Origin of the sequence: Pseudoalteromonas sp. S8-8 (genome assembly GCF_000497875.1) — a bacterium.
GTDB lineage: Bacteria > Pseudomonadota > Gammaproteobacteria > Enterobacterales > Alteromonadaceae > Pseudoalteromonas > Pseudoalteromonas arctica.
Genome location: NZ_AUTR01000033.1, coordinates 12,811 through 29,027 on the forward strand (window position 1 = coordinate 12,811; position 16,217 = coordinate 29,027).

15 protein-coding genes are annotated in these 16,217 nt (G+C 37.7%); 10 read left to right on the forward strand and 5 right to left on the reverse strand.

Annotated elements, in window-relative coordinates; genetic code table 11:
* Nucleotides 1-7 precede the first annotated feature (7 nt).
* The 7 genes from pabC to L659_RS0109485 all read left to right on the forward strand — a co-directional run bounded on the left by pabC (nucleotide 8) and on the right by L659_RS0109485 (nucleotide 6,449).
* Nucleotides 8-823 carry an aminodeoxychorismate lyase gene (gene pabC, locus L659_RS0109455; RefSeq protein WP_024590367.1) on the forward strand — a complete coding sequence of 272 codons (816 nt, stop codon included), beginning with the start codon at nucleotides 8-10 and terminating at the stop codon, nucleotides 821-823.
* Nucleotides 817-1,803 (forward strand): endolytic transglycosylase MltG, encoded by a 987-nt coding sequence (gene mltG / locus L659_RS0109460; RefSeq protein WP_024590368.1) that lies wholly within the window; start codon nucleotides 817-819, stop codon nucleotides 1,801-1,803. Before pabC ends, mltG begins: the two co-directional genes overlap by 7 nt.
* A gap of 6 nt (nucleotides 1,804-1,809) precedes the next feature.
* Nucleotides 1,810-2,436, forward strand: coding sequence for a dTMP kinase (gene tmk, locus L659_RS0109465; protein ID WP_007585737.1), 627 nt, complete (start codon nucleotides 1,810-1,812; stop codon nucleotides 2,434-2,436).
* Nucleotide 2,437: 1 nt separating this feature from the next.
* A complete protein-coding gene (locus tag L659_RS0109470; protein ID WP_024590369.1) occupies nucleotides 2,438-3,352 on the forward strand; it encodes a DNA polymerase III subunit in 915 nt (304 codons plus the stop codon).
* 11 nt (nucleotides 3,353-3,363) lie between these two features.
* Nucleotides 3,364-3,690, forward strand: coding sequence for a PilZ domain-containing protein (locus tag L659_RS0109475; RefSeq protein ID WP_002962367.1), 327 nt, complete (start codon nucleotides 3,364-3,366; stop codon nucleotides 3,688-3,690).
* 115 nt (nucleotides 3,691-3,805) lie between these two features.
* The gene (locus tag L659_RS0109480; protein ID WP_024590370.1) at nucleotides 3,806-4,585 is read left to right on the forward strand and encodes a TatD family hydrolase; all 780 of its coding nucleotides are present in this window, start codon (nucleotides 3,806-3,808) and stop codon (nucleotides 4,583-4,585) included.
* A gap of 4 nt (nucleotides 4,586-4,589) precedes the next feature.
* Complete coding sequence (locus L659_RS0109485; protein ID WP_024590371.1) at nucleotides 4,590-6,449, forward strand: alkaline phosphatase D family protein; 1,860 nt, start codon at nucleotides 4,590-4,592, stop codon at nucleotides 6,447-6,449.
* A 591-nt stretch (nucleotides 6,450-7,040) separates the two neighbouring features.
* Here the strand turns inward: L659_RS0109485 and L659_RS0109490 are convergent.
* The 5 genes from L659_RS0109490 to L659_RS0109510 form a co-directional block, all read right to left on the reverse strand.
* The gene (locus L659_RS0109490) at nucleotides 7,041-7,412 is read right to left on the reverse strand and encodes a GxxExxY protein (RefSeq protein WP_024590372.1); all 372 of its coding nucleotides are present in this window, start codon (nucleotides 7,410-7,412) and stop codon (nucleotides 7,041-7,043) included.
* A 411-nt stretch (nucleotides 7,413-7,823) separates the two neighbouring features.
* Entirely contained in the window at nucleotides 7,824-9,140 is a 1,317-nt protein-coding gene (locus tag L659_RS0109495) for an O-antigen ligase family protein (RefSeq protein ID WP_024590373.1), read from the reverse strand.
* A gap of 99 nt (nucleotides 9,141-9,239) precedes the next feature.
* Nucleotides 9,240-9,791 carry a hypothetical protein gene (locus L659_RS0109500; RefSeq protein ID WP_024590374.1) on the reverse strand — a complete coding sequence of 184 codons (552 nt, stop codon included), beginning with the start codon at nucleotides 9,789-9,791 and terminating at the stop codon, nucleotides 9,240-9,242.
* Nucleotides 9,792-9,814: 23 nt separating this feature from the next.
* The gene (locus L659_RS0109505) at nucleotides 9,815-11,818 is read right to left on the reverse strand and encodes a bifunctional diguanylate cyclase/phosphodiesterase (RefSeq protein WP_024590375.1); all 2,004 of its coding nucleotides are present in this window, start codon (nucleotides 11,816-11,818) and stop codon (nucleotides 9,815-9,817) included.
* Nucleotides 11,802-12,497 (reverse strand): transglutaminase-like cysteine peptidase, encoded by a 696-nt coding sequence (locus L659_RS0109510; protein WP_024590376.1) that lies wholly within the window; start codon nucleotides 12,495-12,497, stop codon nucleotides 11,802-11,804. The genes L659_RS0109505 and L659_RS0109510 overlap by 17 nt, the downstream gene beginning before the upstream one ends.
* 297 nt (nucleotides 12,498-12,794) lie before the next feature.
* Here L659_RS0109510 and galU point away from each other — a divergent pair, with 297 nt between their 5' ends.
* The 3 genes from galU to wecC are packed head-to-tail and all read left to right on the forward strand — an operon-like array spanning nucleotide 12,795 to nucleotide 16,135.
* Nucleotides 12,795-13,694, forward strand: coding sequence for a UTP--glucose-1-phosphate uridylyltransferase GalU (gene galU / locus L659_RS0109515; protein ID WP_024590377.1), 900 nt, complete (start codon nucleotides 12,795-12,797; stop codon nucleotides 13,692-13,694).
* Between the two features lie 30 nt (nucleotides 13,695-13,724).
* On the forward strand, nucleotides 13,725-14,861 hold the full coding sequence (gene wecB / locus L659_RS0109520; RefSeq protein ID WP_024590378.1) for a non-hydrolyzing UDP-N-acetylglucosamine 2-epimerase: 1,137 nt from the start codon (nucleotides 13,725-13,727) through the stop codon (nucleotides 14,859-14,861).
* Nucleotides 14,862-14,884: 23 nt separating this feature from the next.
* Nucleotides 14,885-16,135 carry a UDP-N-acetyl-D-mannosamine dehydrogenase gene (gene wecC / locus L659_RS0109525; protein WP_024590379.1) on the forward strand — a complete coding sequence of 417 codons (1,251 nt, stop codon included), beginning with the start codon at nucleotides 14,885-14,887 and terminating at the stop codon, nucleotides 16,133-16,135.
* The last annotated feature ends 82 nt before the right edge of the window (nucleotides 16,136-16,217 follow it).

Below are 16,217 nucleotides of genomic sequence, written 5' to 3' on the forward strand. Positions count from 1 at the left end.
TTTTTATATGCCAAACAAAATGCAAACAATAATAGCAGCAGATCAAAACAGCACTTTAAGCACGCGTGACAGGGGCTTAAATTATGGTGATGGCTTTTTTACAACCGCTAAGGTTGTTGATGGGCAAGTACAGTATTGGGCTCATCATAAAGCGCGTTTGATTGAATGCGCACAGCGTTTGGGTTTTCCTGAGTTAGACTTTAATAGCCTTGAAAATCAAATTGCTTTGCATATAAACGCTGCACCACTAAACGTGCTTAAAATACTTGTAACGCGAGGCGAAGGCGGACGTGGTTATGGGCTGCCAAGTGAGTGTAATGTCACTATTTTATTGAGTGTGTTGGACTACCCTAGTAATTACGAAGCGCTTACTAAAAAAGGTGTAAATCTCGAAATAAGCCCGATTAAATTAGCAGCACAGCCATATTTAGCGGGCCTTAAAACATTAAACCGACTTGAACAAGTGCTAATTAAAAAAGCGATGCAAACGCAAAACTGCGACGATGTGTTAGTGCTTGATTACAATAACAATGTAATTGAAGCTTCTGCAGCTAATATTTTTGCGATTAAAAATAAGCGTGTGTTTACGCCATTGCTTGATGAGTGCGGAATAAAGGGCGTTTATCTACAATCGTTATGTGATAAATTGCCTGTTGAATTTAAACGCGTGAAAGTAGAAGATTTAATCCAAGCAGACGCCGTATTTGTGTGTAATAGCTTAATGGGAGCAGTACCTGTTAAAAGTATTGAGCAACAGATATTTAATACAGACGACAGCCACGCATTACTAACTAAATTATTAGCCAAGGAGGCTGAGTGTTAAAAGTTATTTTATCGGTACTTTTTTTAGCTGTTATAACCACTGCTATTGGTTACCAGCAATTACAAGCAACAATAAATAGCCCGCTAAAAGTAACTGAAAACACACAATTTGAAGTTAAGCATGGCACTGGCTTTAATAAGTTATGTCAACAGTGGCAAGCTAATAACTGGGTGGAAGGCTGCTGGCGTTATCAAGTAATTGCCAAATTAGATCCCACACTTACCGACTTAAAAGCGGGCCTTTACGAGCTAACAGCCGATAGCGTTATCAACAACGTAAAAAAAATTAATCAAGGCCAGCAAATCAACTTTAGTTTTACCATAATTGAAGGGCAAAACTTACGTGAAGTACTAAGTGCTATTAAAAAAGCCGATAATTTACAAAACGATTTAAAAAGTGATGAGCTAAGTACACAAATACTGGACAATAATACGCACTTAGAAGGCTGGTTATTTCCCGACACTTACCATTATCATAATAACGATACTGCAAGTAGTGTATTAAAACGTGCAGCGCAAAAAATGCAGCAAACGTTAGACGATGCATGGCAGCAACGCGCTGTTAATCTACCTTACAAAACAGCATACGAAGCACTTATAATGGCTTCAATTATTGAAAAAGAAACAGGCCTTGCCAGCGAGCGTCCGTTAATTGCATCAGCGTTTGTTAATCGATTAAACACCAATATGCGCCTGCAAACCGATCCAACCGTAATATATGGGCTAGGTGCTGATTTTGATGGCGATATTAAACGCAAAGATTTACGCGATTATACGCCTTACAATACGTACCGTATTAATGGTTTACCACCAACACCGATTGCAATGCCATCAAAAGCCGCTATTTTAGCTGCAGTTAATCCGCCACAAAGTGAATACGTTTACTTTGTATCAAAAGGCGATGGTAGCCACCAATTTTCAACCACGTTAAAGCAGCATAACGCGGCAGTTAAAACGTATATATTAAATAAAAAGAATTAATATTTTATGAAATCAAAATTTATAGTAATAGAAGGGCTAGAAGGCGCAGGTAAATCAACCGCGATTTCGTTATGCCAAGACTTTTTAAACAAACAAAAAATAGACTTCATTAACGTCCGCGAACCTGGCGGCACGCCATTGGCTGAATCGCTTCGTACGCTTGTAAAAGCAGAGCACGAAGAAGAAATTGCCTTTGAAACCGAGTTGCTTATTATGTACGCAGCACGCTCGCAGTTAATGCACAATGTTATTACCCCAGCGCTTGATAAAGGCCAGTGGGTACTTGCCGATCGTCATGATTTATCGTCTCAGGCGTATCAAGGTGGCGGGCGTGGTATTAGCTCAAATACATTAGCTTCACTTTCGTCAATGGTATTAAAGGGCTTAAAGCCTGATTTAACTATTTACCTTGATATTGATCCAGTGATAGGCCTTGAACGTGCAAAAGGACGTGGTGAGCTTGACCGTATTGAACAAGAAGCCATTGAGTTTTTTCAGCGTACACGTATGCGTTATGTTGAACTTGCTAATGACGACAACACAATTAAAACGGTCGATGCAAACCAAAGTATTGATAAAGTACATCGCGATATAACCAATGTACTGCATTCATTTTTTGAAGGCCTAAAATAATATGCCATTGCCGTGGCTACATGATACCCAAGCACGTTTAGCGCAAAGTTATCGTGCAGAGCGTTTTCATCATGCGCAATTATTTTGTGGGCCTGTTGGCGTAGGTAAGTTTGAGTTAAGTGATGAGCTTGGTAATGCTTTGTTATGCCAAAATATAGCTAAGCAGGTAGCTGCGCAAAACAGTATGCTAAAACCTTGCGGACACTGTAAAAGCTGCTTACTTACTCTTGCGGGTACTCATCCCGACAAGCGCTTAACGCAAGTTGATGGGCAAAGCATAGGCGTAGATGATATACGCGGCATTAGTGATTTTATGAACCACTCAGCAGCGCAAAATGGCAATAAAGTCGCGATAATCGAAAATTGCGAAAAAATGACCACAGCAGCAGCTAACGCATTATTAAAAACACTTGAAGAGCCAACTAATAGCCGCTTTTTAATATTAACTACAAGTCAACCAGCACAGCTCCCTGCAACTATTTTAAGTCGATGCGCTAAAAGTGACGTAAAAATAACAAATACAGCACTTGCTCAGCAATGGCTAGAAACATTAGATATTCCTAACTATAGTTGGCTAGCACTTTTTTATAACCAACCGCTGCAAGTAAAGCATTGGCAACAGCAAGACCAGCTAAAAAATATTGATACACTTTATAAGTTTGCAACTGAGTTTAAACAAAGCCATAATTTCAAAGCGTTAGTCGATATAATAAATAAACAGCCTGAACTTGTTCGCATATTTACTTTGTTTTTAAGCGTGCAACTAAAGCAGCAATTACTGCAAGGTATGAGTTTTGACGCTTATCAAAGTGCGCAAAATGCATTAGGCGAGTTTTTACAAAATAACACACAAGTACTTGGCCTTAATTTACCGCTTGCTGTATCACGATTAGCATACACATTGCGAAATTCTTAAAAGGATTAATCATGCAAGAACTACTAGTAGACATAGACGATTTAGACGAGTTATACCGTTGTTATATGCCTTACTTAAAAAAAGGTGGCTTATTTGTACGCACTAATATGCGTTACGAAGCAGGGCATTCATTAGCGCTTAGAGTTACCTTGCCCGATGCCTTAGAAGATGATGTAGTAACAGGTAAAGTGTCGTGGATCACGCCACAAGGGGCACAAAGCTCTAACCCTCCAGGTATTGGTATTAGCTTTTTAGACGATAAAACAAACCTAAACGCTAAAATCGAAAAGCTACTTGGGACTATGTTAAACTCAGGCGATCAAACATATACCATGTAGTTATAGGGTCGGTTTTTCATTGAGATTAACGCCGCCCTATATTGGGTTCTTTTAATTTCTAACATAATAAATTAAACGAACAAATTTAAACCCTGAACATAATACAGGCCTTATAGTGATTGTAGATTCTCATTGCCATTTAGATCGTCTTGATTTTGATAAATTAGACTTAAACCTTGACCAAGTTCTTGATAAAGCGCGTGAAAAGCAAATAGAGCACTTTTTATGTGTAAGCGTAACGCTTGATCAGTTTCCAAGCATGCTCGATAAAATTAAGCACTACGACGATGTTTCAGCCTCATGCGGTGTACATCCACTTGATCAAAAAGACGCCCTTAATAAACAGCAACTAATCGACTTAGCCTCACACGAAAAAGTCGTCGCTATTGGCGAAACGGGCCTTGATTACTACTATTCAAAAGATACTCACGCAGTGCAGCAAGCAAGTTTTGTTGGACATATTGAAGTAGCTAACGAATTACAAAAACCGTTAATTATTCATACTCGTGATGCTCGCGCCGACACCATTAATTTAATGCGTGAGCACAAGGCCGAAAACTGCGGTGGTGTACTACATTGTTTTACTGAAGACTGGGATATGGCTAAAAAAGCGATAGACATGGGTTTTTATATTTCTATTTCGGGCATTGTGACCTTTAAAAATGCTATTGAGCTAAAAGAAGTAGTAAAACAAATACCGCTAGATAGATTACTAATAGAAACCGACTCGCCTTATTTAGCACCGGTACCGTATCGTGGGCAAACAAATCAGCCAGCGTACGTAGAAGATGTTGCTTATTACATTAGCGAGCTTAAAGGCATTAGCTTTAATGAACTGGCTAAAGCCACTACCGAGAACTTTTATTCTTTATTTAAATTAGCAGCTAAAGGCTAAATACATGATTTCTCACACGGCAAACCTTCCTATTTTACTAATGGGGCCAATGGTGCGCCGTGCAGATCAAACTGGAGTCTGCATTCAGTTTGCTACCTCCAAGCCTGCAAATTGCCAAATTACACTTATAAATCATGAATGTTATAGCGATCAACACACTGTTTCTTTAGGCGAACATTTATACCTGCATTTCGTCATTATAAAGCCAATAGACAACAAACTCCCTGTCGATAGCTTATTAAGCTATAAGCTTGTAATTGACGATACAGCAATGGATTTATCGCCTTGGTGCTATAGCAATCAAACAACGCCTGCATTTGTAATCCCTAATAAACTCAGCGATATTTTGCATGGCTCGTGCCGTAATGCACATCATCCAGCAAAAGACAGCTTAGTGTCTGCAAGTCACTGGCAAAATACTCAGCGCGGTAATAATAACCAAGGCGCACAGTTATTATTACTGAGCGGTGATCAGGTTTATGCCGATGATGTAGCAGGGCCCATGTTATTAGCTATTCATCAGTTAATTAAAGCGTTAGGTATCTATAAAGAGCAACCACTTGCCATTGAGCTACCCGCCAACATAAATGAGCAACTTTATAATCGCCATTTGTTCTTACCAAAAACGCCGTGGCAAAAACGCTCAAAGTTAGGTATAGGTTATTGGCTAAAAAAAGACGAACCTCACTTTTCAAGTGTTAAAGCGTATAACCACCTCATCCATTTTGAAGAATATATAGCACTTTATTTATTAAATTTTAGTGCTGCTGCTTGGCAATGCGTCGATATACAAAAAACAACGTATTTAGGTCAAAGCGAGCAAAACAAAACTATTTTTAACGCTGAAAAAACAGCATTGATTGATTATGCAAAAGGCTTAAGTGAAGTAGAGCGGTTGTTTGCCAATGTATCGACGCTAATGATGTTTGACGATCACGATGTAACCGATGATTGGAACCTCACCGCTGGGTGGGAGCAAGCTATAAATGAAAACCCAAGTAGTAAACGAATCATTAATAACGGTTTAATTAGTTATTGGCTTTTTCAGGGAATGGGGAACGATGCACTAAATAAAACAGGCGAGCTACTGACACCTTTTAAGCAAAGCCGTACTGCTAATAATTTATGGCAGTTTAAAGCATTTGATAAACCATTAAACGACTTTAGCTTTTGGCATTACGAACTTACTACAATACCCAAAGTAGTGGTGCTTGATACGCGCACGCATCGCTGGCGAAATGAGCAAAACTTTAATGAGCCGTCAGGTCTACTTGATTGGGAACGCCTCACAGAGCTTGAGGAAAGCCTATTAAGCCACGACCAAGTTATTATTGTATCGCCAGCTCCTGTATTTGGTGTTAAATCAATAGAAGCCATTCAAGCCATGTTTAACATATGTGGCCAACCACTCATGGTAGACGTAGAAAACTGGATGGCGCACGAAGGTTCAGCCAAAAAGCTACTCGATACTTTTAGACGAACCGACACCCCAAACGAAACCCTTATTTTATCGGGAGACGTGCATTACTCATTTTGCTTTTCGGTGCAAAAGCGTTTTGGCGATCATCCCAATCGAATTTGGCAACTTACCGCCAGCGGTATTAAAAACGAGTTTCCGCGTAAGTTAATAAACATACTCGATAAACTAGATTCAATTCTATACGGCCCAAAAAGTCCCTTAAACTTTTTTACCAAACGCTGGCATATGGAAGTAGATAAGCATCAAACCATAGGTGAAGGGCAAAAATACTTAGTAAGCGACTCAGCTATTAGTTTAATAATACTAGAACAAGGAAATTTAGCCCGCTACCAGCTTATACACGGCGATGGTCATTTAACTGAGTTTGATTTAGAAGAACAGTAATTTTTAATCAATAATTAAAGGCCTATTTGCACAAAGAGAAGCGAAAGAGGAGTTAATGAGAAGACACAATGCCAATCAGAATACAGTTTAGGTGTTTATTTTCTTCTCTAAAAGCGCATCGCCTCATAACCTCTTTGTGAATAAATTACTAATTACGGAGTAAGGTTGTTAAGAAAGCAACGCTTAATTTATTTAAAAACCAGCTAAAAACCTATTTGCACAAAGAGAAGCGAAAGAGGAGTAAATGAGAAGACATAATGCCAATCAGGATATATTATCGGTTTTATTTCTTCTCTAAAAGCGCAGCGCCTCATACCCTCTTAGTGAATAAATTACTTACACGGGGTAAGGTTGTTACGAAAGCAACGCTTAATTTATTTAAAAATCAGCTAAAAATCTATTTGCACAAAGAGAAGCGAAAGAGGAGTAAATGAGAAGACACAATGCCAATCAGAATACAGTTTCGGTGTTTATTTTCTTCTCTAAAAGCGCAGCGCCTCATAATCTCTTTGTGAATAAATCGCTTAAAAATTTAATGTACAGTTACTTATAGCCCTTTGGATAACGACTTAAAACCTAAGTAAATAATTTTTATGAATTAAAGCGCTTTATGCCATCGACTAGCTTTAGAACATTGAAGTTTATTAGTAAACCAGTACTTATTTCTGAAAGTTTCATATAAGTTATTAATTGTGCAGAGTGAATTGGAAGAAGCTTATCAACCGCCTTTAGTTCAATTATTAATTTATTAGGCAATAAAATATCTAACCGGTAACCTGTATTTATATATTGATCTTTATAATATATCGGTAGCTCAACTTGGTTTTTAGCAGATAAGCCAATTTTACTTAATTCATATATTAAGCAAGCTTCGTAACTTGATTCTAATAAGCCAGGCCCTAAATTCCTGTGTACTTCTATAGCGCAACCTATTACCGTTTTTGTTAATGTATCAGTATCCATAGGTATCCTTTTGCTTAATCTACAAGCATTTAATTAACTAAGAAACAGTTTTAAAATAAGAATTAAGTGTAGTACAAATAAAATAGCAAAATTGAAGACTATATGAAGCAATCTATTAAGTTGTCACTCGTTTGTTGATCTATTTACTAATAAAATCAATCAAAGGTCTATTTGCACAAAGAGGGGGTAGATGAAAAGGCATAATACCAGCAAAACTGCATTTTGTGTTCATTCCCTTCTCTAAAAGCGCAGCGCCTCTTAACCTCTTAGTGCATAAATTACTTATTACAGGCTTTGCTTGTCACGCTAACAAGTTAACCGTAAATTGAACCTCGGCGGTAGAAGCAGAGCTTGCTCGCGTGAGAAGCGCAGCCTCTAATCACTATATTAGGTAATTACTTAGCTTTGTATTTAACCATGCTCTTTTCGGCTTCGTTTAGACGCGGGTAATTTACTACTTAATATTGCCAAGCATAAAATAGTCATAAACAACATAGAGTTTGCACCCGCTTGTAAAGAGTAATCTACCAACGAATGCAGCAGCATATCTATAATTGCAATGGCACAACCAAAAGCAACGCCCTGAAACAACGCTGTTTTACGCTTTCTAATAGTCGCTATACATAACCATAAACAATAAAGTATAAGTGAGCCCAGTGTCGCTGTAGTGGGTATACCCAGCTCTACTGCAAACTGTATGTAATCGTTATGAGCATTATCGTAATAACCCGAATAAGGCTCAGACTGATACGCCGGAAACGCAGTATAAAATGTACCACCACCAGAGCCCAACAAAGGTTTATCTAAAATGAGCTGTATTGAATCACGTACAACCTCGTCGCGGGTTTCTGATGAAATACTGGTTTCGCTAATACGCTGTTTAACTTTTTCTACATCAAATATAGCGCCAATAATAATTAAATCGATTATAAAAAAACTAACTATAAGTAGCTTAAACGCTTTAGGTTTTTGCCTGTAAATAAAAAACGCGAGTAAGCTAACAACCATTAATGCAATAAAAAATGCAGAGTTACCCATACGGCTACGCGTTAAAATTAACGCAACAATAATAATAATTAACGAAATACGTAAAATTATTTTTGAGCTTAAAAGTATTTCTGTCCACGCACGAAGCGTTTGTTTTAATGTTTGTTTGTAATCGCTAGTAGAGCGTTTTAGCTCACTAACTAAAACACCAATACCCAAACATAAACATAAAGCTAAAAAATTTGCTAAAAAGTTAGAATAAGTAAACGTACCAATAGCACGTTCGGTATGTTTATAGCCAAATAACGGGCTAATTATATCTGGCGATAAATTTAAATAAGTGGCATACAAAGCCTGAAACACACCGGCACTTATAATTGCATATATTAAATTTTTAATACGCTTTTCAGTATTACAATAAATAAATAATAGCCAGCAAAATAAAATCATAAAACTTGTTTTAATAAGCATTTGTTTAGTTTGAAACGGGTCAACACTTACGGTAAATATTTGTACTGCGCATACGCCCGCCACTATACTGAGTACAGTAAATAAGGGCCAAGAATATAAAGGTGGGTATAAAGGCTGATCGTTATTAATACTGCTGTAAACTAAATGGATGAAAAAGGTAGCACTAATTAAGATCCCCATTGCTAAAATTGCCCAAGGGCGGTAACTCCCTAATGGTAAGGGCAGCAAAAATAAAATAGCGCATAGTAAAAAAAATATAAAACGATTCACAGGATTCTCAAACAAGGAGCTAAAAGGTAGGAGCTTAAAGTAATGGGTCTAAAATAAAAACGCAGCCCAAAGGCCGCGTTATTATTATTTAGATAACTGTTAGTTGCCGACTTCAGATATACCTGCATCGCCACCAGTACCGCCAGCACCTTGCGGTAGTGGGATTGTTGGTAGGTTTACAATTACAGGGCCAGTTGGTGCTGTAGGCTCAGTTGGGCCAGCTGCAGTGGCCTCCGAAGCTATTGTGGCATCAACTCCAGCAGTAATCGCGGCAAGCGTTACTGCATCGCTATCAACACCTGCAGTTACTAACGCAGCTAAAAAGTCTGAAATAAATGGACTATCTACGCCAATTGCGGCAATTACTGCATTCATTATTATATCAAGTTGTTCAGGCGAGCAAGTTCCATTAGCTATTGGGGAGTCTAAATCCAATGGAGCAGTGTTCTGACATAGTTGTTCAATAGCAGCAACTAATTTTTTTTGTAGTTCTTCAGAAGGTATATCTGCAGATGCATTATTTAAAATATTAATTAACGTATTAAGGTTATCAGTCTGTACTATTACATCATTGTCTGATTGTGCATAAACTGGAAACGTTGCAAATGCAGATACGCTAACAAATAAACTAGCAAATAAAAGTGATTTCATCTTGTGTCCCTTTAAGAAATTATCTAATTACAAAATTTTAGCGTATCGGTGCAAAAAGTAAACTCTTTATTTACGCCATTATTATTAGTTTTTAGTATTTTAGAGGGGGGCATTATTAAATTGCCCTGTACGCCATCGCAACCTAAACCTTCAAGTACCTTTAAAGTTTCAGGTTTTTCAATTAAACAAGCTAAAACTTTAATACCAAAGCCATGACAAATATTATTAACTGTTTGAATAAAAAATTGGCTTTGGGTGTTATCTAACAAATCTTGAATATAGCTACCATCTATTTTTATATATTCTATATCTAACCCTTGCAAGTATCTAAACGAGGTTAAACTAGTGCCAAAGTGTTCAACACACACACTTATGCCAATATCTTTTATTGTATCTATATGTAAAGAGGCAACATGCACGTTATAAAGTAAGCTAATTTCATGCAATTCAAAAACCAAGTTTGTTTTAATAATTGGTTTAGTGTGAGCATAAAGAGTAAGCCATTCAATAAAGTCAGTTGAATACAACGAAGCTTTACTAATATTTAACGCAAATGTATCGTCTGGGTGTTGCTCTTTAACATTTACAAAGTTACGAATTATTTTTTTGTCTAACTCTTCGGTTAAGTTAAGCTTTTCGGCCATAGCAAATAAATGGCCATTATTAACCTTTTCGCCTTCATGTGTAAAATGAGCAAACACCTCAAAGTAGCACTGCTTGTTTTCTGATTTAGTGCGTTTAACTGGCTGCACCGAAAAACTAACTTCACCAGTAGCAATAATTGATTTAATAAGCGAACGCCACTCTTTAACACTAAACAAAGTATCTTTATCTACTTTATTTACAGCCGAATCGCCAATAGTACAGCCAGTATCAAGCGCTGAAAGTACACTCCCAATAGACGAGCCTTTATCAACAATTACTAACGCTAAGTTAGCAAAACCATTTACGTGTAAGCTATTTTTTTGTTTACTAAAAGCATCATTTATATCGAGGCGTGTTCTATTTAAAAATTGCATATCGAATGGTGCTAAAGCAATAAAAGTACTACCGTTAAGTCTAAATATTTTAGAATTAGTTAAAGCACCAATTACATTTTGCAAAGTAACGCTTACATCATGTACGTGCTCGTCACCATCTTGGTAACTTACAGTTTGGTTAATATTAGCAAGTGAGGGGAGAGTAATCATCATTGCAGTGATTGGAGTGTCGCTAGTAATGGTGTCAACCACTGAATTAAAGTGGTTCTCAAACGAACGGCGGTTACCCAGCCCTGTGAGTGAGTCTACATATACTTCATCGGTAAGTGCTTGTGTTTGCTTTGTTAAAGAGTCAAAGGTGCTTTGTAGGTTCATTACCATATTATTTATGGCTTTAGTTACAGTACGCAGCTCGCGCGCAACAGGTATTTCGTCGTTTAATGTAAAGCGTTTACGCGTTACCAGGTGAGCTTGGTTCTCTACTGCTTTTAAAGGTTTGAATACAGCACGTAATATCAAATATGCTACAGCAAGCGACGCTACTAATAATAATAAAGAACCATAAAAGCTGCGTTTAGTATGTTCCCATAGCGTTAAATACGATTGCCCAACATGGCTTGTTACTTCAAGCACTCCAGCCATAATCCAGCCATTGTTTAATTCTGATTGCATAGTAGGGGCTTTGAGCTTTACTGCTGTAATAAACCAATTAGGTACAGACTCAACGCGTTTTGGGCTTGTTAGGTTAAATACCACGTTACTATCGGCGTTAGTAAATTTTATTTGTTTGTAATAACCTGAGTCGAAAATAGCGGTTGCCATGGTTTGGGCAATCATTAAGCTATCTTCTTCAAGGTAGGGTGAAATAGAGAGCCCTAAGCTTGTTGCTGTATCTTGCGCGTGGCTACCCATTTGCGTTTGTAAGTATTGGCGAGTGGTATCAACGTCAGTAATTACGCGTACAAAAAACGAAAGTACCGAAATCAATATAATAAGGCCATATACTTGGGTTTTTAAACTCAATCCATTTTTAAAAAGTCGAGACATAACTCGGTGTTCCTTTATCACTTTTGGCGGGCGCAAGCTCACCTTGTTCAATTCGCTCTAGCATAGTGTTCCAGGCAGAAACACCACGGCTATTTTTTACTTTATTGCCTAACCCTTTTGATTTGGCTAACCATAAACCTTGGCCATTAAAACTATATATAGGTGTTAAATCAGGGCGTTTATTAGCGGGCAGTAGTTTAGTATTAAAGTTACCTAAAACAAAGGGGATTTGATTAGGAGTTTCAATATATATTAGCACCATGTGAGGTTGATTAACTGTTTTTTGACGTACATACATTAAACGTACTTTATCTTCGGGAATCCCAAGTGCTATTAACGTAAAGTATTTGGCAATTACGTAATCTTCACAATCACCCATACCCACGCCTAAGCTTTCAAGCGGGGTGGCCCAATAATCTTTTTGGTGCCAAAGCTCATCATCGGTTTTGTATTTAATGTGCTTATTAAAAAAGTCATTCACCAAATGGATTTTTTGCCATTCACTTTTGTCAGCCGATTCATCAATAAAACTTAACCAGTTTTTAATGCGTTTATGGCCCTCATCACCATACTGTTTTTGAGCGCGCGCAATTATATCGCTATTGCGTAAATGCAAAAGCATATCTTGTGCACATACAAACAAAGACACTAATAATAAAATGCAAAACCCTAAACGCACAAATGTTCCTTTAAGTCTGTTTTTCCAAATAACCAAACAAGCTAAGCCTAGTATAGTATTGCTAGCTTTGAAAAGGTAGATCACCAAAAAGTATGAGAGTACTGAAATAGTGTGATGAAATTGAATTTGATGCAACATAAATTTAACAAAAAAACAATCAAAAAGTACTCTTTAATTATTGAGTGCATTATTGTGTTGTGTATAATAGCAATCTCACAAGGCTTGTGAAGCGCTTAAAAGGGATTCAGCTTTAGTTATCCCTTTTTTGCTGTTAGCAAAATAATGAAAGGAATTAAAGTGAAAGTTTTAAAAGCAGTATTACCTGTAGCAGGCCTTGGTACGCGTATGTTACCAGCCACAAAAGCCATCCCTAAAGAAATGCTCCCTCTGGTAGACAAACCTTTAATTCAATATGTAGTTAACGAAGCTGTAGCCGCTGGCATAAAAGAAATAGTATTGGTTACACACGCTTCAAAAAACTCGATAGAAAATCACTTTGATACTAGCTTTGAGCTAGAAGCCACGCTAGAAGCACGTGTAAAACGTAGCCTACTAGAAGAGGTTCGCTCAATAGTGCCAACAGATGTAACGGTAATTTCTGTGCGCCAATCAGCACCACTAGGCTTAGGCCACGCGGTATTAGCAGCGCGTCCAATTGTTGGTAATAACCCATTTGCGATAATGCTACCCGATGTAATTATCGATAAATATAAATCAAATTCAAAAACTGACAATTTAAGCCAAATGATCGACCGATTCGATAAAACAGGCTTCAACCAAGTAATGGTAGAGCCAGTGCCTCAAGAGCAAGTGCATCAATATGGTGTGGTTGATTTAGCCGGTAAAAAAATAAATGCAGGCGAAAATACTGCTATTAAAAACATGGTCGAAAAACCTAATAACGACGAAGCGCCAAGTAATTTAGCTATTACAGGGCGCTATGTTGTATCTACCGCTATTTGGGATTTGCTTGAGTACACCCCACCAGGTGCGGGCGGTGAAATACAGCTTACTGATGCATTATTACAATTACGCCATTTGGAAACTCTAGAAGCATACCATCTAAGAGGTAAGTCACATGATTGTGGTTCTAAGTTAGGTTATATGCTTGCTAATGTCGAATATGCAATGCAATCGAGTCAAATGGGTCAGGAATTTACCCAACAAGTTAAAAAGCTATTTGCTGTAAGCAACTAATAGATTGAATTATTCAAATTAAGGAAAGTAATGGCTATTAAGATATTGAGCATATTTGGTACGCGTCCTGAGGCTATTAAAATGGCACCATTAGTCAAAGCATTGAATTTAACTGATGGTTTCGAGGCTAAAGTATGCGTTACCGCGCAGCATAGAGAAATGCTAGATCAAGTTTTAGACCTGTTCGAAATTGTACCAGAATACGACTTAAACATAATGAAACCAGGCCAAAGCTTATACGATGTAACTACAAACATCCTTTTAGGTTTAAAACCTATTTTAGAAGAGTTTAAGCCAGACCTAATACTTGTTCATGGCGATACAAGTACAACACTTTCAGCAAGCCTGGCTGCTTTTTATCAGCAAATTCCGGTTGGGCATGTAGAAGCTGGCTTACGCACAGGTAATTTAGGGTCTCCTTGGCCAGAAGAAGGTAATCGTAAATTAACAGGTGCAATTACAAAACTTCACTTTGCGCCAACAGATACTTCACAGCAAAACTTACTTAACGAAGGCGTTAATTCTAACGACATAGTTATAACGGGTAACACCGTAATAGATGCACTATTACAAGTTGTTGATAAAGTAAAAACAGATAAAGTATTAATAAGTACACTAAAAGCAAAGTTTCCAGAATTAGACGAAAGTAAAAAGTTAATTTTAGTAACAGGCCACAGACGAGAAAGTTTTGGCGGCGGTTTTGAACGTATTTGCGAAGCACTAGCAGAAATAGCACTTGCACATCCAGAGGCGCAAGTACTTTACCCTATGCATTTAAACCCAAATGTACGCGAACCTGTAAATCGTATTTTAAAAGACGTTAAAAACGTACAGCTTATAGAACCTCAAGACTACTTGCCATTTGTATACCTGATGAGTAAAGCCCACATAATAGTAACCGATTCAGGCGGCGTACAAGAAGAAGCACCAAGCTTAGGTAAACCTGTTTTAGTAATGCGCGATACAACTGAACGTCCAGAAGCAGTTGCTGCAGGTACAGTTAAATTAGTAGGCACCGATAAAAATCGAATTATAGCTGAAGTTAAAAACCTACTAACAAATCAAGCTGATTACCAAACAATGAGCCGAGCACATAATCCATATGGTGATGGGAAAGCGTGTGAGCGTATTATTTCAAAAATTAAACAACACTTTAACGTGCAATAAAAAGTTTTTTAAAGGATTTTGTAATGACAATTAAAACAGTATCAGTAGTAGGTTTAGGCTACATAGGACTACCAACAGCAGCTGTAATAGCCTCAAGAGGGATCAACGTTATTGGTTTAGATGTAAATCAAAAAGCGGTTGATACAATTAACGCTGGTGAAATACATATTGTAGAGCCTGATCTAGATATTATTGTACGTGGTGTTGTTTCTACAGGTAATTTACGGGCTACAACTGTTCCTGAAAAAGCGGATGTATTTATGGTTGCAGTACCAACACCATTTATCCATAGCGAAAGCGGTGATCATAAAGCAGATTTAAGCTACATAGAATCTGCAGCTAAAACTATTGCCCCAGTACTCGAAAAAGGCAATTTAGTCATTTTAGAATCAACCTCACCAGTAGGTGCAACAGAGCAACTAGCACAATGGTTAAGCGAAGCTCGCCCTGATTTATCGTTCCCGCAAGATAAAGGCGATGCAGCCGACATTAACGTCGCACATTGCCCTGAACGCGTATTACCAGGTTATGTACTACAAGAACTGGTATCTAACGACCGTGTTATAGGTGGTATGAGTAAAACGTGTAGCGAAAAAGCAGTAAAATTATATGAAACATTTGTGCGTGGTGAATGCATCGTAACAAACGCACGTACAGCTGAAATGGCAAAACTAACAGAAAACTCATTTCGTGATGTAAACATAGCATTTGCTAATGAATTATCTGTAATTTGTGACAAGCTTAAAATTAACGTATGGGAATTAGTTAAATTAGCTAATCGCCACCCTCGCGTAAATATACTTAACCCAGGCCCGGGCGTTGGTGGACACTGTATTGCTGTTGATCCTTGGTTTATTGTTGCTAGCTGCCCAGACGAAGCAAAAATAATTAAACAAGCGCGTTTAACAAATGATGCAAAACCGCATTACGTAATAAGTAAAATAGCTAAAGCCGCTGACGAATTTAAACGCCCAGTTATAGCGTGTTTAGGGCTTGCATTTAAAGCTGATATTGACGACTTGCGTGAAAGCCCTGCACTACAAATAGTACAAGAGCTAGCCACACAAAACGTAGGTAAAATTTTAGCGGTAGAACCTAATATACAAGAATTACCTGAAAAGCTTTCGTCAAAAGGTGTCGAGCTTACAACATTAGAAACCGCACTAGAGCAAGCTAATATTATAGTAGTGCTAGTAGATCACAAACAATTTAAAGCAGCAGATAAAACAGAATTTGCCTCAAAAGTTGTTATTGATACACGCGGGATAATCTAAGAAGCCAAGATGATTACCTGTAAATTAATTAAAAGTAATTTATGTGGAGATTCTGCATGCAACGTAGATCTTTTGTTAATAA

What these genes read in the sequence shown, in the direction of transcription:
- pabC (WP_024590367.1), top strand. Translation starts at nt 8, where the DNA reads ATGCCAAACAAAATGCAAACAATAATAGCAGCAGATCAAAACAGCACT.
- tmk (WP_007585737.1), top strand. Translation starts at nt 1,810, where the DNA reads ATGAAATCAAAATTTATAGTAATAGAAGGGCTAGAAGGCGCAGGTAAA.
- L659_RS0109470 (WP_024590369.1), top strand. Translation starts at nt 2,438, where the DNA reads ATGCCATTGCCGTGGCTACATGATACCCAAGCACGTTTAGCGCAAAGT.
- L659_RS0109475 (WP_002962367.1), top strand. Translation starts at nt 3,364, where the DNA reads ATGCAAGAACTACTAGTAGACATAGACGATTTAGACGAGTTATACCGT.
- L659_RS0109485 (WP_024590371.1), top strand. Translation starts at nt 4,590, where the DNA reads ATGATTTCTCACACGGCAAACCTTCCTATTTTACTAATGGGGCCAATG.
- L659_RS0109490 (WP_024590372.1), bottom strand. Translation starts at nt 7,412, where the DNA reads ATGGATACTGATACATTAACAAAAACGGTAATAGGTTGCGCTATAGAA.
- L659_RS0109500 (WP_024590374.1), bottom strand. Translation starts at nt 9,791, where the DNA reads ATGAAATCACTTTTATTTGCTAGTTTATTTGTTAGCGTATCTGCATTT.
- L659_RS0109505 (WP_024590375.1), bottom strand. Translation starts at nt 11,818, where the DNA reads ATGTCTCGACTTTTTAAAAATGGATTGAGTTTAAAAACCCAAGTATAT.
- wecB (WP_024590378.1), top strand. Translation starts at nt 13,725, where the DNA reads ATGGCTATTAAGATATTGAGCATATTTGGTACGCGTCCTGAGGCTATT.
- wecC (WP_024590379.1), top strand. Translation starts at nt 14,885, where the DNA reads ATGACAATTAAAACAGTATCAGTAGTAGGTTTAGGCTACATAGGACTA.